General features: G+C 42.7%; 27 protein-coding genes. 18 read left to right on the top strand and 9 right to left on the bottom strand.

Annotated elements, in window-relative coordinates:
- Positions 1-29: 29 nt before the first annotated feature.
- The 15 genes from rpsE to prfA all read left to right on the top strand — a co-directional run bounded on the left by rpsE (position 30) and on the right by prfA (position 10,323).
- Positions 30-554 (top strand): 30S ribosomal protein S5, encoded by a 525-nt coding sequence (gene rpsE / locus U2718_RS09150; protein WP_341997511.1) that lies wholly within the window; start codon positions 30-32, stop codon positions 552-554.
- An 88-nt stretch (positions 555-642) separates the two neighbouring features.
- Positions 643-1,089 carry a 50S ribosomal protein L15 gene (gene rplO / locus U2718_RS09145; protein WP_341997510.1) on the top strand — a complete coding sequence of 149 codons (447 nt, stop codon included), beginning with the start codon at positions 643-645 and terminating at the stop codon, positions 1,087-1,089.
- Between the two features lie 72 nt (positions 1,090-1,161).
- Positions 1,162-2,487: a preprotein translocase subunit SecY gene (gene secY, locus U2718_RS09140; protein ID WP_341997508.1), complete on the top strand. Its 1,326-nt coding sequence runs from the start codon at positions 1,162-1,164 to the stop codon at positions 2,485-2,487.
- Positions 2,487-3,044, top strand: coding sequence for an adenylate kinase (locus tag U2718_RS09135; protein WP_341997506.1), 558 nt, complete (start codon positions 2,487-2,489; stop codon positions 3,042-3,044). Before secY ends, U2718_RS09135 begins: the two co-directional genes overlap by 1 nt.
- Before the next feature lie 196 nt (positions 3,045-3,240).
- The gene (gene infA, locus U2718_RS09130; protein WP_006276978.1) at positions 3,241-3,465 is read left to right on the top strand and encodes a translation initiation factor IF-1; all 225 of its coding nucleotides are present in this window, start codon (positions 3,241-3,243) and stop codon (positions 3,463-3,465) included.
- 420 nt (positions 3,466-3,885) lie between these two features.
- The gene (gene rpmJ / locus U2718_RS09125; protein WP_341997472.1) at positions 3,886-3,999 is read left to right on the top strand and encodes a 50S ribosomal protein L36; all 114 of its coding nucleotides are present in this window, start codon (positions 3,886-3,888) and stop codon (positions 3,997-3,999) included.
- 96 nt (positions 4,000-4,095) lie between these two features.
- Positions 4,096-4,476, top strand: a complete 381-nt coding sequence (gene rpsM / locus U2718_RS09120) for a 30S ribosomal protein S13 (protein ID WP_341997470.1) — start codon at positions 4,096-4,098, stop codon at positions 4,474-4,476.
- Positions 4,477-4,530: 54 nt separating this feature from the next.
- Entirely contained in the window at positions 4,531-4,926 is a 396-nt protein-coding gene (rpsK, locus tag U2718_RS09115; protein WP_016877827.1) for a 30S ribosomal protein S11, read from the top strand.
- A gap of 446 nt (positions 4,927-5,372) precedes the next feature.
- Positions 5,373-6,323, top strand: coding sequence for a DNA-directed RNA polymerase subunit alpha (locus U2718_RS09110; RefSeq protein ID WP_341997467.1), 951 nt, complete (start codon positions 5,373-5,375; stop codon positions 6,321-6,323).
- 79 nt (positions 6,324-6,402) lie between these two features.
- The gene (gene rplQ, locus U2718_RS09105; RefSeq protein ID WP_341997465.1) at positions 6,403-6,753 is read left to right on the top strand and encodes a 50S ribosomal protein L17; all 351 of its coding nucleotides are present in this window, start codon (positions 6,403-6,405) and stop codon (positions 6,751-6,753) included.
- A 126-nt stretch (positions 6,754-6,879) separates the two neighbouring features.
- Positions 6,880-7,710: a tRNA pseudouridine(38-40) synthase TruA gene (gene truA / locus U2718_RS09100; protein WP_341997463.1), complete on the top strand. Its 831-nt coding sequence runs from the start codon at positions 6,880-6,882 to the stop codon at positions 7,708-7,710.
- A 78-nt stretch (positions 7,711-7,788) separates the two neighbouring features.
- Positions 7,789-8,244, top strand: a complete 456-nt coding sequence (gene rplM / locus U2718_RS09095; protein ID WP_341997653.1) for a 50S ribosomal protein L13 — start codon at positions 7,789-7,791, stop codon at positions 8,242-8,244.
- The gene (rpsI, locus tag U2718_RS09090; RefSeq protein WP_341997461.1) at positions 8,244-8,660 is read left to right on the top strand and encodes a 30S ribosomal protein S9; all 417 of its coding nucleotides are present in this window, start codon (positions 8,244-8,246) and stop codon (positions 8,658-8,660) included. The genes rplM and rpsI overlap by 1 nt, the downstream gene beginning before the upstream one ends.
- Before the next feature lie 219 nt (positions 8,661-8,879).
- The gene (gene rpmE, locus U2718_RS09085) at positions 8,880-9,119 is read left to right on the top strand and encodes a 50S ribosomal protein L31 (protein ID WP_341997459.1); all 240 of its coding nucleotides are present in this window, start codon (positions 8,880-8,882) and stop codon (positions 9,117-9,119) included.
- Positions 9,120-9,219: 100 nt separating this feature from the next.
- A complete protein-coding gene (gene prfA, locus U2718_RS09080; protein WP_341997457.1) occupies positions 9,220-10,323 on the top strand; it encodes a peptide chain release factor 1 in 1,104 nt (367 codons plus the stop codon).
- 162 nt (positions 10,324-10,485) lie between these two features.
- Here prfA and U2718_RS09075 read toward each other — a convergent pair whose 3' ends face one another.
- From U2718_RS09075 to U2718_RS09040, 8 genes are all read right to left on the bottom strand, one after another.
- The gene (locus tag U2718_RS09075; RefSeq protein WP_341997456.1) at positions 10,486-11,877 is read right to left on the bottom strand and encodes a UDP-glucose/GDP-mannose dehydrogenase family protein; all 1,392 of its coding nucleotides are present in this window, start codon (positions 11,875-11,877) and stop codon (positions 10,486-10,488) included.
- 102 nt (positions 11,878-11,979) lie between these two features.
- Complete coding sequence (locus tag U2718_RS09070) at positions 11,980-12,933, bottom strand: UDP-glucuronic acid decarboxylase family protein (RefSeq protein WP_341997454.1); 954 nt, start codon at positions 12,931-12,933, stop codon at positions 11,980-11,982.
- A 525-nt stretch (positions 12,934-13,458) separates the two neighbouring features.
- The gene (locus U2718_RS09065; RefSeq protein WP_341997452.1) at positions 13,459-15,597 is read right to left on the bottom strand and encodes a cation:proton antiporter; all 2,139 of its coding nucleotides are present in this window, start codon (positions 15,595-15,597) and stop codon (positions 13,459-13,461) included.
- 103 nt (positions 15,598-15,700) lie between these two features.
- Complete coding sequence (locus U2718_RS09060) at positions 15,701-16,357, bottom strand: HAS-barrel domain-containing protein (RefSeq protein ID WP_341997451.1); 657 nt, start codon at positions 16,355-16,357, stop codon at positions 15,701-15,703.
- Positions 16,358-16,411: 54 nt separating this feature from the next.
- Positions 16,412-16,609, bottom strand: a complete 198-nt coding sequence (locus U2718_RS09055) for an NAD(P)H dehydrogenase subunit NdhS (RefSeq protein WP_289790522.1) — start codon at positions 16,607-16,609, stop codon at positions 16,412-16,414.
- A 111-nt stretch (positions 16,610-16,720) separates the two neighbouring features.
- Complete coding sequence (gene rodA / locus U2718_RS09050) at positions 16,721-18,040, bottom strand: rod shape-determining protein RodA (RefSeq protein ID WP_341997447.1); 1,320 nt, start codon at positions 18,038-18,040, stop codon at positions 16,721-16,723.
- 124 nt (positions 18,041-18,164) lie between these two features.
- Entirely contained in the window at positions 18,165-19,235 is a 1,071-nt protein-coding gene (locus U2718_RS09045; protein WP_341997445.1) for an Mrp/NBP35 family ATP-binding protein, read from the bottom strand.
- A gap of 161 nt (positions 19,236-19,396) precedes the next feature.
- Complete coding sequence (locus U2718_RS09040) at positions 19,397-19,921, bottom strand: SRPBCC family protein (RefSeq protein ID WP_341997443.1); 525 nt, start codon at positions 19,919-19,921, stop codon at positions 19,397-19,399.
- Positions 19,922-20,444: 523 nt separating this feature from the next.
- On the opposite strand from U2718_RS09040, the gene hemF reads away from it, so the two are divergent.
- The gene (gene hemF / locus U2718_RS09035; RefSeq protein ID WP_341997441.1) at positions 20,445-21,491 is read left to right on the top strand and encodes an oxygen-dependent coproporphyrinogen oxidase; all 1,047 of its coding nucleotides are present in this window, start codon (positions 20,445-20,447) and stop codon (positions 21,489-21,491) included.
- A gap of 305 nt (positions 21,492-21,796) precedes the next feature.
- On the top strand, positions 21,797-22,165 hold the full coding sequence (locus tag U2718_RS09030; protein ID WP_341997439.1) for an STAS domain-containing protein: 369 nt from the start codon (positions 21,797-21,799) through the stop codon (positions 22,163-22,165).
- Positions 22,166-22,232: 67 nt separating this feature from the next.
- Here U2718_RS09030 and U2718_RS09025 read toward each other — a convergent pair whose 3' ends face one another.
- Positions 22,233-22,829 (bottom strand): chromophore lyase CpcT/CpeT, encoded by a 597-nt coding sequence (locus U2718_RS09025; protein ID WP_341997437.1) that lies wholly within the window; start codon positions 22,827-22,829, stop codon positions 22,233-22,235.
- Positions 22,830-23,013: 184 nt separating this feature from the next.
- Between U2718_RS09025 and psb29 the strand changes: the two genes are divergently transcribed.
- Positions 23,014-23,721 (top strand): photosystem II biogenesis protein Psp29, encoded by a 708-nt coding sequence (gene psb29 / locus U2718_RS09020; protein ID WP_341997651.1) that lies wholly within the window; start codon positions 23,014-23,016, stop codon positions 23,719-23,721.
- The last annotated feature ends 33 nt before the right edge of the window (positions 23,722-23,754 follow it).

Below are 23,754 nucleotides of genomic sequence, written 5' to 3'. Positions count from 1 at the left end.
AATGACAAAGGACAAAGGACTATCGAAACATGGCAACAAATCGTCGTAAAGCTAACCGCGCAAAAAAAGAAGAAACTAACTGGCAAGAGCGGGTTATTCAGATCCGTCGAGTCAGCAAAGTAGTAAAAGGAGGTAAAAAACTTAGCTTCCGCGCGATCGTGGTCGTCGGTAATGAACGCGGTCAAGTAGGTGTGGGAGTAGGTAAAGCCTCAGATGTAATTGGTGCCGTGAAAAAAGGTGTAGCCGACGGCAAAAAACACTTAATTGACATTCCCATTACCAAATCCAACTCCATTCCCCACCCCATTAATGGCATGGGCGGCGGTGCAAAGGTAATGATGCGTCCAGCCGCTCCTGGTACTGGTGTAATTGCCGGTGGCGCTGTTCGTACTGTGCTGGAGTTGGCAGGCATTCGTAATGTCTTGGCTAAACAACTCGGCTCAAATAATCCTCTCAACAACGCAAGAGCTGCTATCAATGCTCTTACCACCCTGCGTACCTTCTCAGAAGTTGCTGAAGACAGGGGTGTTTCTGTAGAAAATCTTTACATTTAATAGCTAAATGCTAATTGCTAATTGTTACGTGCCATTAGCTGTTAGCTATTAGCAAACTAAAAATATTCTCTTACGAAAAGCTTTGATTATGAGATTAAATGATGTTCGTCCTCAAAAAGGCTCAAAAAAGCGACCTCGTCGTCTAGGGCGCGGTATCTCTGCCGGTCAGGGTGCAAGTGCCGGTAAAGGTATGCGTGGTCAAAAAGCTAGATCTGGTGGCGGTACCAGACCTGGTTTTGAAGGTGGTCAACAGCCATTGTACCGCCGCATACCAAAGTTGAAGGGCTTTCCCCTAGTTAATCGTAAAAATTACACTACGATTAATGTAGAGAAGCTAGCCTCCCTCCCAGCAGATACAGAAGTAACATTGACCTCTCTAAAAGAAGCAGGTATTCTCACTGCTGTCAAAGGTCCATTGAAAATTTTGGGTGATGGGGAATTGAGCGTTCCGCTCAAAGTTAAGGCGGCAGCTTTCACAGGTACAGCTCGTAGCAAAATTGAGGCAGCTGGTGGGAGTTGTGAAGTTTTAGAGTGAGCCAACTGGGAGCGCACCTAAGCGTACGCGTACTCTAGCCAGCGCCTGCTTCACTATCTAAGGTAGCCCTCTATGATCAGTCGAGATAAACCCCCAACAGCTCAAGAAACTTTTATGCAAATGGCACAAGCAGCTGGGCTAAGAGGTCGGCTGCTTGTCACCGTTGGTATTCTGATTCTGATTCGTATGGGTATACACATACCCATACCAGGAATTAATCGAGAGCAGTTTGCTGCTGCTGTTAGTAGCAATAACCAGATTTTCAGCTTTTTGGATATTTTTTCTGGAGGCGGACTTTCGGCATTGGGAGTCTTTGCCTTAGGTATTTTGCCTTTCATTAATGCCTCTATTATTATCCAATTGCTTACTGCTGCCATTCCATCTTTAGAAAATTTGCAGAAAAATGAAGGTGAAGCAGGAAGGCGAAAGATTTCCCAAATTACACGCTATGTAGCTTTGGGTTGGGCGATTCTTCAAAGTGTCTTCTTAGCAGCATTCTGGCTCAGACCTTTTGCCTATAACTTCAGTCCATTTTTTGTAGTTGAAACAGCAGTGGCTTTAGTCGCTGGCTCAATGTTCGTAATGTGGGCATCGGAAGTAATTACAGAGCGGGGAATTGGAAATGGCGCATCTTTGTTGATTTTTGTCAACATCGTGGCAACACTACCCAAGTCTCTTAGTGATACTATTGCCTACATCCAAGGTAGCGGTCAAGAAATAGTAAGGGAAAGAGTTGGCCCAGTTATTGTACTTGTCCTAGTCTTCTTAGCGACGATTGTCGGTATTGTATTTGTTCAAGAAGCGATTCGCCGTATTCCGATTATTTCTGCTCGTCGTCAAGTCGGTAGGCGTATTTTCGCCGAGCAGCGTAGCTATCTCCCCTTACGTTTAAATCAAGGCGGAGTGATGCCAATTATTTTCGCTGCTGCAATTCTTAGCTTGCCACTTTTGATCGCCAACTTTACTAGAAATCCAGAGATTGCCAACATCATCAATACTTATTTAAGTCCTGGCGGCTCTCAATCTTGGGCTTACGCGCTAGTTTACCTCATTTCGATCGTATTCTTTAGCTATTTCTATTCATCTTTGATTGTAAACCCTGTTGACATAGCGCAAAACCTCAAAAAAATGGGTTCTAGTATTCCTGGTATTCGTCCGGGTAAAGCCACCAGCGAATATATAGAGCGCGTTTTAAACCGACTAACTTTTTTGGGTGCTATATTTTTGGGTTTGGTTGCTATTATTCCCACTGCCGTAGAAAGAGCTTTAGGAGTACCAACCTTCAGAGGATTAGGTGCTACTTCTTTGCTAATTTTAGTTGGAGTGGCAATTGATACAGCAAAGCAAATTCAAACCTACGTGATTTCTCAGCGCTATGAAGGAATGGTGAAACAGTAGTGACGCGATTAATCTTCTTGGGACCACCTGGAGCCGGCAAAGGAACTCAAGCTAAAACATTAGCTGAGTACTGGAACATCCCCCATATTTCTACGGGTGATATCTTACGCCAAGCATTGCAAGAACAAACTCCTCTTGGGATTAAAGCTCAAAGCTATATGGATAGAGGAGAATTAGTTCCCGATCAACTTGTGCAAGATATGGTGGAGGAACGTCTCCAGCAAGGTGATACTGATTCGGGTTGGATTCTTGATGGTTTTCCCCGCACAGTCAAACAAGCAGCTTTTTTAGAGGAATTGCTGCAAAAGTTAGCTCAAAGTGGAGAAAAGGTAGTTAATTTGGATGTTCCAGATGAGGTTGTAGTCGGTCGTTTGCTGCAACGTGGACGCAAAGATGATTCGGAAGAAGTGATTCGTCGCCGCCTAGAAGTCTACCGCTCTGAGACAGCCCCCTTGATTGATTTTTACCGTAACCGTCATCAACTCTTGAGTGTCAATGGTAATCAGTCCCTTGAAGAAGTTTCTACCGAAATTAAAAAACAGGTAAACGCTTCCTAGTTTTACAAGCACCTATATGGAGTGGGATCAGGAAACTGTATCCTATCCTACTCTCATCCACTCTCATTCCAGATAGTGTCAAGAATTTTAGATAAGATATATTAATAAACTGTTGATATATTCCCCGAATTATGTGCGAGTGCAGACTAAAATTAGCTGCAAACGACAACAATAGTTGAGTTGAGGAACAAACAAATTGTCTAAGCAAGATTTGATTGAAATGGAAGGAACTGTGACTGAGTCATTGCCCAATGCGATGTTTCGCGTTGATCTAGACAATGGCTTTAATGTTCTAGCTCACATTTCTGGTAAAATTCGCCGCAACTATATCAAGATTTTACCTGGCGATCGCGTCAAAGTTGAACTGACTCCCTACGACCTTACAAAGGGTCGAATCACTTATCGATTGCGCAAGAAATAATGTAGAAGTAATAGTTTTTACAGGAGGTGAAGAGACAATTGAATGAGCAAAACAGGATTTAGATTGAAGGTGTCATCACCGAGATTTGCTCAAGTGATACGTTTCAAGTTGAAGAAAATGATGGCTAGATTGTTACTAAATCACAAGTTCAAAGTGACTTTAGAACATAGCGGTGCTGACCTCTTGGCTTGCATCCCTCCTTAAGGGAGTTACTTTAAGGGATGTTATGGCAAAGACAAGAATATGGAGTGAAAGAGCCAATAAATAAGCGAGGTTCAATCACCTATAGATTTCGGAAAAAGTAAGTGTATGTAGAATACTATACCATACAACCAAATCTGTTAGTTTTCCTTCTACCATTTAACTGAATATTTTCTCGAAAAATGCTATAATTCACTATTTGTAATCAATCAAAAAAGTATGAAAGTCAGAGCTTCAGTCAAGAAAATGTGTGAAAAATGTAACGTGATCCGACGTCGGGGTCGCGTAATGGTGATTTGTATTAACCCGAAGCACAAACAACGCCAAGGCTAAAGCAATACTACAGTTATAGCGCTTGGAATTCAGTGAAGCACAAAATCACTATTTCAAAGAGACAAAAAAGCTTGAGAAGATAGGGAGATAATTGTTGTGGCACGTATTGCCGGAGTAGACCTTCCACGTGATAAGCGTGTTGAAATTGGTCTAACTTATATCTACGGAATTGGTTTATCAAGGTCTAAAGAGATTTTAGAAGCTACAGGTGTGAATCCAGACACCCGTGTTAAAGATCTCAGTGATACTGATGTGACAGCCCTACGGGCAGAAATCGAAAGTAACTATCAAGTAGAAGGCGACTTAAGACGCTTGGAAGCAATGAACATCAAGCGTTTAGTTGACATTGGTACCTACAGAGGACGTCGCCATCGCTTAGGTCTACCAGTCAGAGGACAAAGGACTCGCACCAACGCCAGAACCAGACGCGGTAGAAGGCAGACAGTGGCTGGCAAGAAAAAAGCACCAACGAAATAATTCTTCTTTCATGCTTGCTAAAAGCAAGTTTTACCTTCATTTAGTTACACCACTATGGCGCGACAACCAAGTAAAAAAACTGGGAGCAAAAAACAGAAACGCAATGTACCTAACGGTATTGCCTACATTCAGTCTACTTTCAACAATAGCATTGTCACCATTACCGATCAAAACGGAGATGTGATCTCTTGGGCAAGTGCTGGCTCTAGCGGCTTCAAAGGCGCAAAAAAGGGAACTCCTTTTGCAGCCCAAACCGCTGCTGAAAGTGCAGCACGTCGAGCAATAGATCAGGGAATGCGCCAAATAGAGGTAATGGTAAGCGGCCCAGGAGCAGGTCGAGAAACTGCAATCCGGGCATTACAAGGAGCAGGACTGGAAATAACATTAATACGGGATATTACCCCGATCCCCCATAATGGCTGTCGTCCGCCCAAACGCCGTCGAGTATAGACACAAACACTTGGGCGGTAGAGGCAATCAGTGAACAGTTAACAGTAAACAGTACAGACGCGCTGCGGTAAACCAGCACGATCTTGGGGATTTCTCCCGTGTAGACCGTCCGTCAGGACAGCTTTCCGTAGGGTACGACTGGTAAACCCGTAGGGCTTGCCGCAAGCTACAGCAAATGATTACTGAATTATTGATGAGTGTTAAACTTGCCTGTTTCCCTCACACGTATAGTGGCCGTCCGAAGTGCGTCAGTTTTTATTGCACGAAGAACTGCTAAACTTCGGAAAACCTAAAACATAATAGTAGCGCCCATCAGTTCTTCAGGACTTCAAACTCTATCGCCATTGGAAAATTGCAGTTTGATAGACCTCAAGCACAGGGCAAAAAATTATCTGTAGGCAAATTATTGCCTACAAGCAAGACCTTACAACAAGGGAGGCTACTCCGTGGCGCAATTTCAAATTGAATGTGTAGAGTCTAATACAGAAGAAAGTCGGAGCCACTACAGCAAATTTATTTTGGAACCTCTGGAGCGGGGACAAGGAACTACCGCTGGCAATGCTCTGAGACGGATTTTATTGTCAAACTTAGAGGGAACAGCGGTAACAGCAGTAAGAATCGCGGGTGTTACACATGAGTTTGCTACTGTTCCGGGCGTAAGGGAAGATGTTTTGGAAATTATGATGAGGATGAAGGAAGTTATCCTCAAAAGCTATTCCGCTCAACCGCAAATAGGTCGCTTACTTGTGACTGGGCCAGCCACCGTCACTTCGGCACATTTTGATTTGCCAAGCGAAGTAGAAGTAATGGACCCAACCCAGTACATAGCTACCCTAGCTGATGGTGGAAAGCTGGAAATGGAATTTCGGATTGAGAAGGGTAAGGGTTATCGCACCATAGAGCGAGGTCGTGAAGAAGCGACATCTTTAGACTTTCTCCAAATTGACTCGGTATTTATGCCAGTCAGAAAAGTTAACTACAGTGTTGAAGAAACTCGTAGTGATAGTGGATTGCCCAAAGACCGACTGCTGTTGGAAATATGGACAAATGGCAGTCTAACCCCTCAAGAAGCTCTTTCCTCGGCAGCTGGAATCTTAGTAGACTTATTTAACCCCTTAAAAGACATTGATATCAGACAGACAGATACAGATTCTGATATCCCAGACGACCCCACTGCTCAAATTCCAATTGAAGAATTACAGCTTTCAGTACGTGCTTATAACTGTCTAAAGCGAGCACAAGTTAATTCTGTAGCGGACTTGTTGGATTATACCCAAGAAGACCTTTTAGAAATTAAAAACTTTGGTCAAAAGTCGGCTGAAGAAGTAGTTGAGGCTTTACAGCGACGCTTAGGTATTACTTTGCCGACTGAAAGGTCTTCTAAACATGGAGGTTAATAGCTAATGGTTAATAGCAACTAACAATTAACAATTAGCAGCCATCTTAAGTAAGTATTATCGTTAATGGTTCATAGTTATGCGTCATCGTTGTCGAGTCAAAAAACTCAGTAAACCTGCCGATCAGCGTCGTGCTCTGTTGCGAGCGCTGACTACCCAGTTGATTCGTCATGGTCGAATCACCACAACTCTAACCAGAGCCAAGGTCGTACGGGCAGAAGTAGACAAAATGATTACCCTGGCAAAAGATGGCTCCCTCGCAGCACGTCGTCAGGCGATCGGTTATTTGTATGATAAACAACTAGTTCATGCTCTCTTTGATCAAGCTGCTAGTCGTTATGGTAACCGTCAAGGTGGTTATACTCGGATTTTGCATACCGTACGTCGCCGCGGAGATAACGCCGAAATGGCAATCATTGAGTTGGTGTAAGAAGGATGAAGGATGAAGGATAAAGGATGAAGTAATAAGAAGAAAGAATTAATTGCAAATTAAATAATTCATATTTCACACTTCATACTTTTTTCAGACTTCAGACTTCAGACTTTAATTGATTGTATGTTAGAGAGCTACCAGCCTACACCAACCCAGCGAGTCGCCCTGGTAATCCAATACCTGGGCACTCATTTTCATGGCTGGCAAAGACAACTACAACATCGCACGGTACAAGAGGAAATAGAAACAGCACTGGCGAATATCCTCGGCTATCCAGTGACATTACATGGTGCGGGACGTACTGATGCTGGAGTTCACGCCGCCGCTCAAGTGGCTCATTTTGACACCAACAGTGTAATACCAGCTCATAAATGGGCAACAATTCTAAACAGTTACTTACCTAAAGATATATTGATTCGGGCATCAGCAGGTGTGAGTCAAAGTTGGCATGCTCGTTTTAGTGCCGCATATCGCCGATATCGCTATACCATATATACCGATCAACGACCGAACTTGTTCACTAAAGCCTTTTGTTGGCATTATTATCATGCATCTTTAGATGAATTATTGATGCAAGCAGCATTGAAGCCCCTGGTTGGATGCCATCACTTGGGAGCATTTCATCGGGCTAACTCAAGTCGCAAGCATTCTTGGGTAGAGGTGCAAGCAGTAGAGTGTTATCGTAGCGATCCATTTATTCATATTGAAATTCAGGCAGATGGATTTTTGTATGGGATGGTGCGGCTGTTGGTGGGAATGCTAGTACAGGTAGGTTCTGGGCAGCGATCGCTAGCTAACTTTACCGACCTCTGGAAATATGAACGTCGAGAAGAGGTGAAATATGCTGCACCCTCTCACGGTCTATGCCTTTTGCGAGTAGGCTATCCAGATTTTCCCTTTCCAAAAGAGGTCTGGTTTGATACACAGCCTCTCTATGTCATTAGTCAACATTAGTCATGACAAAAGCCAAATGACTACTAGACAAATGACAATAATAAAAGACAGATGACAAAGGACAAACGACAAATGACACTGAACAAAACATACCTTCCTCCTGGTAATTCTCTCACGCATGACTGGTACGTTGTAGATGCCACCGATCAGCGTCTTGGCCGTTTGGCCAGCGAAATTGCGATGGTGCTACGAGGGAAAAATAAACCTGAATATACACCCCATCTAGATACAGGCGACTTTGTAATTGTCATTAATGCAGAAAAAGTAGCTGTAACCGGCAAAAAGCGTAGCCAAAAGCTTTATCGTCGCCATTCTGGTCGTCCCGGTGGCATGAAAACAGAAACTTTTGCCAAGCTGCAAGCTCGTTTACCAGAACGGATTATTGAGCATGCTGTGAAAGGAATGCTGCCCAAAAACACTCTGGGACGCCAGTTATTTACTAAGCTTAAAGTTTACGCTGGCCCGACTCACCCTCATCAAGCCCAAAAACCTCAAGAACTAAAAATTAGTACCATTCCAGGAGAACAAGATTAATGCAAGCAATCGATAATACTGACGGTCGTGCCATGTACTGGGGTACTGGTCGTCGTAAGTCTGCTGTGGCACGTGTACGCCTAATTCCAGGTAGCGGCCAGTTAAACGTCAATGGTAAAGCTGGAGATTTGTATTTCCAGTTCAATCCCAATTACCTGGGAATTATCAAAGCTCCTCTAGAAACTTTGGGTCTGGAGAATGAATATGATATTTTGGTCAAGGCTGAAGGTGGCGGCTTAACTGGACAATCAGATGCAATTCGTCTGGGAGTAGCTCGCGCTCTTTGTCAACTCGATCCAGAAAACCGCTCGCCTTTGAAAACCGAAGGCTATCTTACCCGTGATCCACGGGCAAAAGAACGGAAAAAGTACGGTTTACACAAAGCCCGCAAAGCCCCTCAGTACTCCAAGCGTTAAGCGATTTTGGATTGTGTTTAGATAGTCTGCGGTAGGGCATTCCGTGGACTTAAAACAAAGCTCGTCACCTCCTAAGCAATAGCCGGATTGGACGAGAAGCCTACACTGTATGCTTGGATCAGTTTAGGAGTATGTCACCTGGTGGCTAAACTATTTGTTGCCATCAATTAGGCTCAAAGCCAAAAGTTATAATTGTAATAAACTCACAAACAAAAAACAATGGCTAAACCTGGAATTCATCCCGAATGGTATCCAGAGGCTAAAGTTTACTGCAATGGTCAAGTTGTGATGACCGTAGGCTCTACAAAGCCAGAACTGCACGTAGATGTTTGGTCTGGAAACCACCCATTTTACACTGGTACTCAGAAGATAATTGACACCGAAGGTCGCGTTGAACGCTTCCGTCGTAAATACGGCATGACGAACGATCGAACTTCTGGCGGCAAAAATAAAAAGTAGCTGGTTGGCAGCCTCATTTTACGACGACCCTGCATCTGCTGGGTCGCTTGTCATTAAGGCTTGAGCCAACTTGTTATTTTAAGGAGCGATTGCACTCGTCATGGCTGAACAGTATTTACTGGAGAAACTTAAATCTGTTGAACAAACTTTTAATGAATTGACTCGTCGTCTTGCCGATCCTGATACTGCCAAAAATCCGGATGAGTATCAGCAAGTGGCAAAGGCACGTTCTTCTTTGGAAGAAGTGGTCAACACCTATGAAATTTGGAAAACAGCTCAAGAAGAATTAGTAGGGGCGCGTCAAGTCCTCAAAGAATCTCAAGGCGATCCAGAACTGCAAGAAATGGCAGCGATGGAAGTTCAGGAACTGGAAGAAAAAATTGACAACCTGGAAACTCGTCTGAAGATATTATTATTACCACGCGATCCCAATGATGATAAAAACATCATGTTGGAAATTCGTGCAGGTACTGGAGGTGATGAAGCTAGTATCTGGGCTGGTGATTTAGTCCGAATGTATTCCCGCTACGCAGACACTCAGGGCTGGCGAGTCAAGCTGGTAAGTGAATCTCTTGCTGAAATGGGTGGCTTTAAAGAGGCTATTCTGGAAATACAGGGAGACAACGTTTACAGCAAGCTCAAATTTGAAGCGGGTGTCCATAGAGTACAGCGCGTACCAGTTACAGAAGCTGGTGGACGGGTTCACACTTCTACTGCCACCGTGGCGATTATGCCAGAAGTGGATGATGTGGAAATCCATATTGACCCTAAAGATATAGAAATGACTACAGCTCGTTCTGGTGGTGCTGGTGGACAAAACGTCAACAAGGTGGAAACAGCAGTTGACTTGATGCACAAACCCACTGGAATTCGGATTTTCTGTACCGAGGAACGCAGTCAGTTGCAAAACAAAGAACGGGCAATGCAGATCCTGCGGGCGAAATTGTATGAAATGAAGTTGCGTGAACAACAGGAAGCAGTAACTTCCATGCGGCGATCGCAGGTTGGTACAGGAGCACGTTCTGAAAAAATTCGCACCTACAACTATAAAGATAACCGCGTTACAGACCACCGTCTTGGGCAAAACTACTCGCTGAACACTATTCTGGAAGGCGATTTAGAGTCAGTTATTCAAGCTTGTATCTCTCAAGATCAGCAGGAACGCTTGGCAGAACTCGCTGCTTCTGGTGTATCTCAATCATAGGTTTTATTTATTCTATTAGGTTGTAGACAACCGCTTGTTGTGCTGCTACATAGAGCATGTTCAGGCGGTTTTTAATTGCCGTGAAATGAAGAGAGCCAGAATGCTATAGTTCTCGTTACCAGGTTCAACCTGGTAACGAGTATTTGTGAGGTTTTTGAATTTCTATCGACCCACGCCTATGTATTGGAAGCCAGCTCTAACCATTTTTTCAGGATCGAGGAAGTTGCGACCATCAATGATCACAGGGTGACTCATTAATTTTGCCATCTGACCATAGTCAAGATTGTTGAACTGCTGCCATTCAGTCACTAGTACTAAAGCATCACAGCCATCAGCAAGTCTTTCGGGATCGGTTTCTACCAGTACACCTGTTAGACCATCACGCAAACCAGATTGGGAAACAATTGGATCATATGCTTTAACTTTGGCTCCTAGTCTGTTCAGTTGCTCAATGAGGTTGAGTGCTGGAGCATCACGCATATCATCGGTATCGGGCTTGAAAGTTAAACCAAGTAATCCAACTGTCTTCCCTTTGAGGATTTTCAATGCTTGTTGAAGTTTTTCTACAGCAATCAAGCGCTGGCGTTGGTTAACACAGACAGCAGATTTAAGTAGCTGGGCTTCATAACCGTAGTCATCGGCAGTATGAATCAGAGCAGCCACATCTTTGGGGAAGCAGGAACCACCCCAGCCGATACCAGCGTTTAAGAATTTGTTGCCAATCCGAGAGTCTAAACCGATACCTTTGGCTACCTGGGTAACGTCCGCACCAACGCGATCGCAAATGTTGGCAACTTCATTAATAAAGCTAATCTTGGTTGCCAAAAAGGCGTTAGCAGCATATTTAATCATTTCTGCCGAACTCAGGTCTGTTACCAACACGGGTACTGGTGGTAGAGACTGGTCTTCAGCATATTTACGCTCAACAATCGGAGCATATAATTCTTGCATCATGGCAACAGCCCGAGAACTATTACCACCTAAAACAATGCGATCGGGGTTGAAAGTATCGTAAACCGCCGAACCTTCACGCAAAAACTCTGGATTGCTGACTACATCAAACTGAGCTGTAATCTCAGGCAGTTTCTCTTCAGTACGCCCACCCCCAACGGGTACTAAAGTTTTTTGGCGTTCGGCGATGCCATCTAAAACGATCATCCGCACCCAGTCACCTGAGCCAATTGGTACTGTCGATTTATTTACGATCACTTTGTAGCCACCGTTTAAATTGGCACCAATTCCACGGGCAACAGCTTCGACGTAACGGGTATCACTTTCACCTGTGGGCAGTGGCGGGGTTCCTACAGCAATAAAGAGAATATCGCCATGACTGACTCCTGCACCAAGATCGGTCGTAAATTGGATTTTACCAGCTTGAATAGCAGCTTGCATAATTTCCGAGAGTCCCGGTTCAAAAATCGGTGACTGCCCAGCCTTCATCAACTTTACTTTTTCTTCGTTGTTATCTACACAAATAACATCATGTCCGATGTGAGCCAAGCAAGCACCCGTCACCAAGCCCACGTAACCAGTACCAATAACGCAAACACGCATTTTTTTCAATTCCTTGCTTTGTTGGGGTTAAATTTAAAAAAGAAGTTTTCAGCAGTCTACAGCTAAAAGTTATGAGTTAGTTTAACTGTTGCATGAGTATTTTTAACTATTGATTTTTGAGGTTTGAGTGTTCGTTATGCGATCGCGGAAATCTTCTACAGTCAGTTTTAACCCCTCTGGTAAAGGAACGGTAGGTTTCCAATTTAACCATGTTTTAGCTTTAGTAATATCGGGACGACGACGGCGCGGATCGTCTGCGGGCAGTGGCTCATACTTAATTTGTGCATCTGGATTGATCAGGTTTTGCACAGCCTGAGCTAATTCGAGAATTGTATATTCGTCAGGGTTTCCTAAATTCACTGGCCCAATATATTCTCCATTCATCAACCGTATCAGTCCATCCACAAGGTCTGATACATAGCAAAAACTACGGGTTTGCGATCCATCACCATATACTGTCAGGGGGATACCCCGTAAAGCTTGAACTACAAAGTTGCTTACCACCCGACCATCATTTTCCAGCATCCGAGGCCCGTAAGTGTTAAAAATGCGAGCAACCCTAATATCAACTTTATTTTGCCTGTAGTAATCAAATGCCAATGTCTCGGCAATACGTTTGCCTTCGTCGTAGCATGAACGAAGTCCAATCGGATTGACACTACCTCTGTATTCTTCACTTTGGGGATGAACTTCGGGATCACCGTAAACTTCACTAGTTGAAGCCAACAGAAAGCGAGCCTTGACACGCTTTGCTAACCCCAACATATTTAAGGTTCCCATCACGTTAGTTTTGACAGTTTTGACAGGATTGTACTGGTAATGTACTGGAGATGCAGGACAAGCTAGATGATAGATTTGATCAACCTCTAACCGAATTGGTTCAGTAATATCATGGCGGATGAGTTCAAAATAAGGATGATCCAACCACTTCAAAATATTTCGCTTATGACCAGTATAAAAATTGTCTAAGCAAATTATTTCATGTCCCTCATTTATTAGTCGGTCGATCAGATGGGAACCAATAAAGCCGGCACCGCCCGTCACCAAAATTCTCATAGTTTCCTTGGTAGTTGCAGATATTTTTAGCCAGAACTAGAACTTGTGCTTAGATTTACCACTAATGGTATAAAAACAGCACAGGTATTGTGATTGAGACAACTAGATAATATTAGTCAATATTAGTCAATATTTTTTCGTAGACAAGTTTTGTTGTTTATACGTAATTTTTTAGTAATTAAACAATTATTTAAGAAAATTATCAAATATCTTTTGGAAATATTAAGATTTACATAAACTTTTACTAAATCTTTAAAAAAATTAAAATTATTCAATTAATCTTTTTAATTTAAATAAATAATAATGCTAAATCTCAAAATTTTGCTACTAATCAATTTGCCAATCACAGTTTCACATATATCAACTAAATTGTGTATCAGTAAAAATTTCTTAAATTCATAGAAATCTTTGTGAGTAAGAAAATTCTAAATATTTTTCTCGTCAAATCGCTCAAATGCTTAGGCTAGTGAGGACGTCGTTCAGTAATTAAAAAATTAGCTACTAACGCTATCTACCTACCGTCTTTTAAACAACTGCTGTCGAGTTAGGTACACCTGTTAATAAAGCTGTAGATGGGCTGTGTTGTGGTTCTCCAAACATGACAATAGAGCAGGTCAATTGACTAGCTAACTGAGTTGTGACATCACTTATCGCTAATCCACCCGGACTAGTACGATTACGTACAAAAGGCAGTACAACTAAATCATATAATCGTGCTGCTTGCAAAATTGCCTGGGCAACATTTTCATGAGCGATGATTTGTATTTCTGGTGGATTAGGCAAAGTTAACTTTGACACCAGTAAAGAAAGTTGCGATCGCCGCCATGATATTTTGCTAGAACTAGTACGGCGATCACACACATTTAACACAGTTACTTGTGCTTGATTTGCTTCTGCCAGAATTTGAGCAAATTGTACGGGTTGTAATGTTGGTGCGATGAGGTTTTCTACTGGCACTAAGATACGCTGTATTTTTTTTGGTGAGTCCACTAGACGTGTAACTGCAACTGGACAGTGAGATGCCCAGAGCACGCCATCAATGACATTACCAAATAACCGCGCTCTTAACCCAGTGCGTTTACCCCAACCCATAACAATTAAATTAGCCTTATGTTCGCGTGCGGCTCTGCTGATTCCTTGTGCAAAAGCATCATCGATACGCAATAGTGGCTCTGCTTTTACACCCAATACTCGACTTAGTGCTGTAGCTTTTGTGAGTAACCTTTCACTCTTTTGTAAAGAGGTTTCTAATTGGGGTGCATCCATGTGAGCTGTGGCAGTGGCAATTGCTAAAGGCATAATTCTGCCATTAGCTTGATCAGCTAATAATGCCGCCATTTCAATTAAGTATTGCTGTGTCTGCGGATTGTAAACTGGTACGATGATAGTAGACGGCTTTTTGTCTGTTTTTTCAGAATTATTTTCAGGTGGCACTGGTGCAGGTTGTTGTCTAGTTGGTGAGGAAGGCAAACTAACAGCAAACTGACTGGTCATGAATGGTCCTAAAGTTGATGTAAAAACCATGAGTATAATGGCGCTGTCTAAGACCATTCCTGATAGCAACCCACTCTGGTAACCTACTAAAGTTGCAGCTAATGTCACGCCAACCTGAGGTAGTGAAAGCGACCACATAGTTAACATTTCTTGCCAGTTGTAGTGGTAAACCAGTCTTGTCAATAAAGCTGCGATAAATTTACTGGCTATTAAACCCACAATCATTAAAAAAGTTAACTCAAGTGTAGCGATGTTATTAATCAAGCTGGGCAGGTCAATGAGCAAGCCAAGGTAAACAAAGAAAATAGGGATGAACAGCACACTCCCAGCAAAGACCACTTTATCTTTTACCGGCCCTTCACCGACTACTTCATTTACAGCTAAACCTGCTAAAAATGCTCCGACAATTCTTTCTACGCCAAATAATTGCGCACTTATAACAGCGAAAAATACAGAAAGCAGCACAAACAAAAACTGATTGCCCTCATCTTCTCCCGATCGCCGCAAAAATTCTTTACCTGCCCAATTGCAACCAACTAAAACGACGAATGTATAAATAGCTAATGAATTCAGTGAAGGAAAGATCTGCCAAAAGCCTAAGTTTTTGGTATTAACTGCTAGACATAAGGCTAATACCAGTAATGCACCTAGATGGGTAAAAATAGTAGCTCTAACGACTACACTCACTGCCTCGTTGTTGATTATTCCGAGACGATTAATTAAGGGATATGCCAAAAGAGTGTAGGAAGCTAAGGTCGAGCCAATGATGATTGTAGCAATCCAGTCAAAATCAAAGCTCCGGCCAATTAAAATTCCCACTACCAAAGGTACACCGAAGGTCAAGCTACTAAAACCTAAAGCTTGCCATTTCTGCTGATCGCGAAATTGCTCCAGGTTAATTTCTAGACCTGCTACAAACATTAAGTAGATTAACCCAATATTTGCTAACAGGTTTAATATTGGCGAATTGATATGAAATATATGCCATCCAGAAGGGCCAAAAACTACCCCTGATAACACTAAACCTACTAATCCCGGTACTCGTAGCCGCTCAAACAGAATTGGTACAACTAAAATAACCACTAAGAGAATGGCAAAGGGAAGAATGGGTTCTTGGACAAAAACACGGGTACTAGGTTCAATAATCAGAACTTGTGATATCAGTTCCATAGGTAGGGCTTGGAGGGTTAACAGTGAGGCTGCGATTTTCTAAATGCTGGTTTCAATTCCAAAATTTTACTTACATTAACGAAAGCCACGAGCAAGCAACTACCTATGGGTGGATTTGACTCAAAATAAACCGTAAGCGATCATAGTCATCTTTGAGCAACACACTTAGAGTTCGTCCAGCTTTAGTTAGCCATTGTCGATCAGCTTTACGCAATTGATATACCTCGCGAATAGCTGCTGCTGTTAAAGACTCTACTGGTGCACTGTTAACACAAAGTAGTGTCCGTAAAAAATCAAACTCTTCAGTGAATTTAATGATCGCTTCTGGTTCGCAACGATAAACTGGTTGGTGGATTTGGGGAGGGCGAGGGGGTAAATATTGGTACATCCTATTACTGGAACCTTGAGTTCCAGAGGTTGTTTCAAACCCCACAATTACTGCACGAAACTCAGTTTTGAGCATGGCAAAAATTTGGGGTTGTTCCTCTCGCAACTCCTGCAAAGATAACCCCAGAGCGACTGGTCGGTGTACGGAATCTACGGGCATCGTGGTTGCATAATGCACTACAGCATACACTTGATTGCCAGACTCTTCATCTACAGAATAAACCCAACTACCGAAGGGAGGCATGGGAGGAAAGCTTAAATCTTCTGGTTCCAAGCACTGGGCTAAAAAATCGCAAGTAGAAGTTTCGATCACCTCTGCAAAGTGGTTGGGATGGCGATCGCCTCTATTAAATTGTGGTAGGGGGAGGCGCATAGTATTTATTGGTCATTAGTCATTAATGACTAATGACCAGTGACAAGAGTTAATTTATTTTGCTTTTTTACGTCCTGCGGTGGTTTCTACAACTTCTAATTCCGAAAGGCGAAAGGAAACTAATTTGTCCCAGTTACCACCTTCAAACAGTACGGCAACCTTGCCATCACTAACCCGTTGCACGAGTCCTTCATAACGATAATAGATATCTGTCGGATTTTTGACGCGAACAGTTGCTCCTGGCAGGATCATAATGTGTACCTTCTAGCGTTCCTGTTAATAGCTTAATACTTGTGACTAGTGATTTGTCATTGGTAATTTGCGCTTTGTTGCTTTTCAATTATCAATGATCATGACTGTTGACTATGACCAATACTTCTGTCTTTGTCGAAAGTTAGCCACCGATTCGACTACTCCCAAGGCAATGAAGTTTGTCAACATAGCAGAACGCCCATAACTCATCCAAGGAAGGGGAATGCCTGCTACTGGTGCTAAACCTACATTCATACCAATGTTGACTATCATCTGGAATACAATCATAGATAAAACACCAATAGCTAACAGTGAGCCAAAGTTGTCTTTAGCAGTTTGGGCAATATGCAATAGGCGTAGGCAGAGTAAGCAAAATACCAGTAAAACGAGTAAACACCCAATAAAACCAAATTCTTCACCTACAGCAGAGAAAATAAAATCTGTATGTTGTTCAGGAACAAAATTTAACTGAGTCATTGGGCCTTTAAAAAGACCCCATCCCCACCATTCACCAGCACCAATAGCAATCCGAGATTGGATTTGGTGATAGGCAGAACCGAGGGGATCGGCATTAGGGTTGATAAATGAAGTGAGTCGGTCTTTTTGATAATCTTTGAGTAAATACTTCCAAGCAAAAAGTCCTAATTCCCCACCCAGCATATTTAAACCCCATGCTCCAATGGTGCCAAGACCAAATCGCCGCCAGGGGAGAGTACACCAGCCAACAATGCCCATCGCGATTGACCAAACTAACCCCAAAGGACCGAATGTTAGGTCTTTTGAGAAAGCGATCGCAAATGGCCAAGGTATGCTAAATAAAATTGCAGCAACAATTGGAGAAATCAGCAGTATCAACCAGCCGGGATTAGCATTTGCCCAATACAACATCCCCAAAACGATCGCGCCAAATACCAGTGAAGTTGCTAAGTCTGGCTGCAAAAAGACTAATCCCCAAGGAACGGCAGTGATAGCCAAAGCCCGGAACACATTATCGAGGCTAGAAGCTGTGCGTTTGTGCAACAAAGCTGCAAGGGTGATAATTATTCCGATTTTGGCAAATTCTGAGGGTTGAACGTTAAAACCAAAGACACCTATCCACCTCTGTGCGCCTTTGGCACTATGACCGATCAGCATGACTGCAATTAAGCTGATGTTGATAAGAGTGTAGGTAACCCAGTGCCATTGCAGCATATTTTCGTAACGGATGCGGGCTAAGAGCAACGCGATCACACAACCAATTCCACCAATCAGCCAATGCCACCACCAATCAGTGAGTCCTTGGTTTAATTCCGTACTGCGGATCATAATCCCGCCAAATATGGTTAAGCTGATTGGTAAACAAAATAACAACCAGTCTACTTGTTGCCAAGGTTTAAACCAATATTTCCAACGTAGCTGGGGGAGCCAGGAACGTGACCTTTTTAACAACATTAGTAATTTTAGATTTTAGATTTAGACTTTAAATTTACTGACTAATTTAAGTAGGTGACAGGTTACAGGTGATAGGTTACAGTTTTTCCCTATTCCCTGTTCCCTGTTCCCTGTTAAGAGTTCCCTATGCTAAAGCTGCAACTGATACTTTGCCTGCGATTGTTTGAGCGATCGCTTTAAAAGCTTTAGCACTGGCAGAACTTGGATCGGCAACTACTATTGGTACACCATTGTCACCACCAATTCTGGTGGAAATTTCTAAGGGTATGCATCCCAACAATGGCACTCCCAACTCGTTTGCTGTTTTTGAACCACCACCAGAACCAAAAATGTCATACTGCTTATCCGGCAAATCTGGGGGAATAAAATAACTCATGTTTTCTACTATTCCCAAGACGGGAACATTCATCTGTTGGAACATCCGTAAGCCCTTGCGAGAATCTAACAAAGCTACGGTTTGGGGTGTAGTTACAATTACAGCCCCTGCCATCGGCACCGCTTGTGTCAATGTTAACTGAGCATCCCCCGTTCCTGGTGGCATATCCACGATCAAATAATCTAATTCTCCCCATTCCACTTGGTAGAGAAACTGACGAATCACCCCGTTTAGCATCGGCCCCCGCCATATGACTGGCTGATCGCGGTCAATCAAAAAGCCCATTGATACTAATTTGACACCATGATTAAAAGCAGGTTCAAGTATTTCTCCTTTTTCCGAGGAGCGTACTACTATCTGGGCATCAGCCAGTCCTAACATTGTTGGGTCGTTGGGGCCGTAAATATCAGCATCGAGCAAACCCACCTTTGCTCCTGTTTGAGCCAGAGCAACAGCAACATTCACAGCCACCGTACTTTTACCGACGCCACCTTTGCCACTAGAAATAGCAATGATATTTTTGACACCAAGAACACCATTGCGATCAGGTAAACTTTTTTGCTGGGGTGTCTCCGCTGTCACTTCTATGGATACATCCGTAACGCCTGGTAAATTTTTAACAGCCTTTTGACAATCTTCGACAATAAATTCACGTAAAGGACAGGCGGGTGTAGTCAACACCAAAGTGAAGCTGACCTTACCTTCTGTGATTTTAATGTTGCGAATCATGTTCATTTCTACCAGACTTTTGCGGAGTTCTGGGTCTTGTACCGGTCGCAACACTTCTAAGACCGAGCGAGAATCGAGGACATCATTCATAATGTTTTTTACCCTTACTGCCGCAATTTTTTTTAATAAACAGCAATGATTATCTACTTGAGATCTTATCTTTTAGGGGTATTAGGGACTAGGGACTCTTGAGTGGGGACTAGGAAGAATTTCTTTCCCAGTACCTAGTACCGAGTACCCAATTCCCAATTCTAAAAATCAAAACAACTATCCTTAAGAGGTTTACTTTTGCCTGAAACTGTTGACAGGGTATTTTCTTCAACTGCCTCGATTAAAGCTTTGGCCACGCGATTGGCATATGGACGAGACAAAGACCAAATCAAGGGTGATAACCAACCACGTAGTGTTACAGAATATGACAAACAAGTACCGCAAACTGTAGACTCGATTTTGTAAGTAACTCGTTCTTCAACACCGGGAATCGCCAATACTCTTACGCTCAATAGCTCTTGGTGATTAACGCGCTCAACAAAAATCCGGATGGGAATTGGTGACCAACGTGTCACCGCTTGGTAAATTAATCCAGGTTTGGGTACCAGTCCGTAAGGGACGTTAGTACTTTTTAGTAATGGATGCCAAGACACATCAGCCAAGTTAACTAGCTTTTGCCACAGTTCATCGACAGAAGCAGAACTAATCTCGCGATAAGTTCGCACTAAAGAAGCGCAAAACCGACGACGTTTGCGGTGGATGAATTTGGACAACCAAGCTCGCATTTTCCTAATCCTCCTCGCTACACGCTTTTTGGTAACTCTGGCATGGTCGGCACTGTGACTGATGTACAGCAAGTCTGGATTTGATACAAAGGCAGCTGCTGTTTAAAGCTTTTAATATAGTTATTAAATTTTACTTTTTGTTAGCTTTGTCTACATTCTGATGTCGTAGATGACAACCCTGCAAGAGAGACCATTTTTGATAAAAACATGAATCAGTGTCTGATATTATTCCTATCTACTGCCCAAATGCACAAGTGCTAGTAGACTAATTTGCTTAAAGTTGAATATTCATAGCAAAAAATTTACATAAAGAAAAGAACTTGAAAAAAAATCAATCAGTGTACAAGCCTACACGCATTTGAGGGAAAATAACTCTAGTCATGACCACAGATGGAGTGAATGCTTGACTTTAAGACAAAAGCAAGCTGGGTAATTTTAACTAGTTTGTTTACTCCTGTTGCCTTCTATTTTCAGTGAAAATTTTTCTTGCTTTTTGGAAATTGTAATTTAGGTTATTGATTTTATGGTGACCAACTCCCAAAGCCCAACTTTGTCAACAGAGTCGTTGACTTCTTTGCCGCCGACTGATGCTAAGGCTAGAGTCAGTCAGTTTATGAAAAATTTACAAGACGAGATTACGCAAGCTTTAGAAAAATTGGACGGTGTTGCTGAGTTTCAAGAAGACTCTTGGGAGCGTCCAGAGGGAGGTGGCGGGCGATCGCGCGTTCTGCGAGATGGAGCAATATTTGAACAAGCGGGTGTAAATTTTTCTGAAGTTTGGGGTTCTCATTTACCGCCCTCTATTTTGACCCAGCGCCCAGAAGCTGTAGGACACAAGTTTTATGCCACAGGTACTTCATTGGTATTGCATCCCCGTAATCCCTATGTGCCTACTGTTCACTTGAATTATCGTTACTTTGAGGCGGGGCCTGTATGGTGGTTTGGGGGAGGTGCGGATCTCACTCCCTATTATCCTTTCGCTGAAGATGCAGCACATTTCCATAAAACGCTCAAGCAGGCTTGTGATACACATCACCCAGAATATTACCCGGTATTTAAACGCTGGTGCGATGAATATTTTTATTTAAAGCATCGCGGCGAAACACGGGGTGTTGGTGGTCTATTTTTTGATTACCAAGACGGTCGGGGTACTTTATATCGTGGGCCAAATCCTGATGGTGAAGCAGCTAAGTACAGTAACCAACTAGGAGCAATTACACCACGCGGTTGGGAAGATTTGTTTGCCTTTGCGCAAAGCTGTGGTGGAGCCTTTTTAAACGCTTACGTACCGATCGTCGAACGGCGGCACAAGATTGAATATGGCGATCGCCAACGGAATTTTCAACTGTATCGCCGGGGAAGGTATGTAGAATTTAACTTGGTTTATGACCGAGGTACCATTTTTGGCTTACAAACTAACGGACGCACTGAATCAATTTTAATGTCCTTACCTCCTCTTGTACGCTGGGAATATGGGTATCGTCCCGAACCTAATTCCCCTGAAGCTGAATTGTATGAAACTTTTCTCAAGTCTCAAGATTGGGTAAACTGGGTACCAAGCCACACATAAATGGTGTGATTTAAACTACCTAATTAAATATCCAGCAATTAGGATGACATTTATCTATATTGCTTGTTAATCTCTAACTACAGAATCAATCAATCCTGAGTCAGAGGTAAAAAAAGTAACTAATGCTGGATAGATTACAGTCCACAATTCAGCAATTTTGCCTATCTTCTTTCGATAGAGGGATGAATGGCAATAAGGATGTTAGTGGTTAGTAGTTAGTAGTAAAAAAATCATTACCAGCTACTAACATCCAACAATTATCAACTTCAAATCAGTTGAGCTTAAAGATGCCAAAAGGAGGTTAAGTGATTCAGATCGAACAGAAAACATATACAAGCCAAGACGGTAACAGCGTGATTGTCCTAGCGCCTACAGGTCGTTTGGACATAACTACAGCTTGGCAATTTCGCTTAAAATTGCAAGAGTGCATTTCTAAACTGAGTTGTCACATAGTTGTAAATCTCAGTCAAGTCAACTTTATTGACAGTTCTGGTCTTACCTCTTTAGTGGCAGGAATGCGTGATGCTGATAAAGTCAACGGTAGTTTTCGGATCAGCAATGTCCATCCAGAAGCTAAATTGGTGTTTGAGGTAACAATGATGGACACAGTATTTGAAATCTTTGAAACAGAGGAGGAAGCTCTAGAGGGTGTACCTCGTAGTATTGCCAGCTAAATCAAAGTTCTATCTTAAAAGTGAAGAGTCCAAAATACAAACACTTCACGCTCCATAATTCATAATTTTAGTACTGTTCTTGCTTAGTGTAGCGATAAGGGCCCAAAATCGCTCCCCACATTGCCCCCCCAGTAGTAGGGTCAATTCCTTTGTCATAGGTGATGAATTCTTGGTGAGTAACTTCAAATCCCAAGGCAACTTGTACTACCCTGCCAGCATAATTAAAGCAGCAAGTAGCCCCGAAAGGAGGGCTAGCAACAAATTTATAGCGATCGCTAGCTTGGGTTTGCACAGTCACGTTGAGAACACAACCAGGTAGCAAATCTAATTGTTCAGGTGTAAGGTTGTGAAGTAATAAAGGGTTTTGACCAGCACCACGTAAAGCCAACGGATCTTTAGGCATATAGTATTGCACTTTCAAAAGTGCATTAGGTTCGTTAGCTTCCGTCAGTCGCATGATTCGCTGACGATAAGGTTGATCTAAATTAACAATATTGGCTTGTTCAGCAAATAAGGTCAAGCTATCTTCAGAAAATAAAGGTATGAACCTTTGCCACAAACGCAGGTGAACGTACCAAGCAGGATCAGCAAGAGCTTGTTGTTGATTTTCAAATTCACCAGCCAAATAATTCGCGAGAGTGAGCAACTCTGGTGAGAAATTCATAAATTATTAATACAATCACACAATATTATAAATTTTGCCTACTTGTGTAAGAAAGGGGTTTACAGCCCTTGATAGATGATTTTTGAGTAAGATTAGCGTGATTAACAAAGAGCTAAACTTGGCAAAGTTGCCTGGAAGCGAGAAAATAAACATACGTCGCCCTAGAAGTTTAAAAATTCTCTTTGTGAACAACGTCCGTACTTTATCTGATACAAAGCGAGCTTTCCACACCTTACACACCCGTCCGATCAACACTATTTATCGGCGGGTTGTAGAAGAATTGATGGTGGAAATGCACCTGCTCCAGGTTAATGTTGACTTCCACTACAACCCAATTTATGCCTTGGGCGTCGTCACCTCCTTTGACCGTTTTATGCAAGGCTACCAACCAGAATTAGATAAGGAGTCGATTTTTAACGCCCTGGTGCGATCTGTAGAGGCAGATCCGCAAATATATAGGCAAGATGCCCAACGGTTGCAAAATCTGGCAACAAGCCTGCCAAGCCAAGATTTAATCGCGTGGTTGAGCCAACAAAATCAACTTGATCGAGATGCTGATTTCCAAGCCTCACTGCAAGCGATCGCCAGCAATGCCAATTTTAAATACAGTCGCTTATTCGCGATCGGTTTATTCTCATTACTAGAACTATCAGAACCAGAAATGGTCAAAGACGAAAAAAAACGTACTGAGGCACTTAAAACCATTGCTGCTGGCTTGCACTTATCTGATGACAAACTTAATAAAGATTTGGAACTTTACCTTTCCAATCTAGATAAAATGACGCAAGCACTGGTAGTCATGGCAGATTTGCTCTCAGCTGATCGCAAAAAACGCGAACAGCGTACTCAACAATCAGGTACTACAGCTACTCCCCCAACCTCTAACGAATAGTCATAAGCGCCCTTTGCGGGTGCTTATTTTTTC

The sequence above is a fragment of the Chlorogloeopsis sp. ULAP02 genome (genome assembly GCF_038404745.2).
Lineage (GTDB): Bacteria > Cyanobacteriota > Cyanobacteriia > Cyanobacteriales > Nostocaceae > Chlorogloeopsis.
Note: the sequence above shows the minus strand (reverse complement) of the source record. Positions and strands in the feature narration are given on the sequence as shown.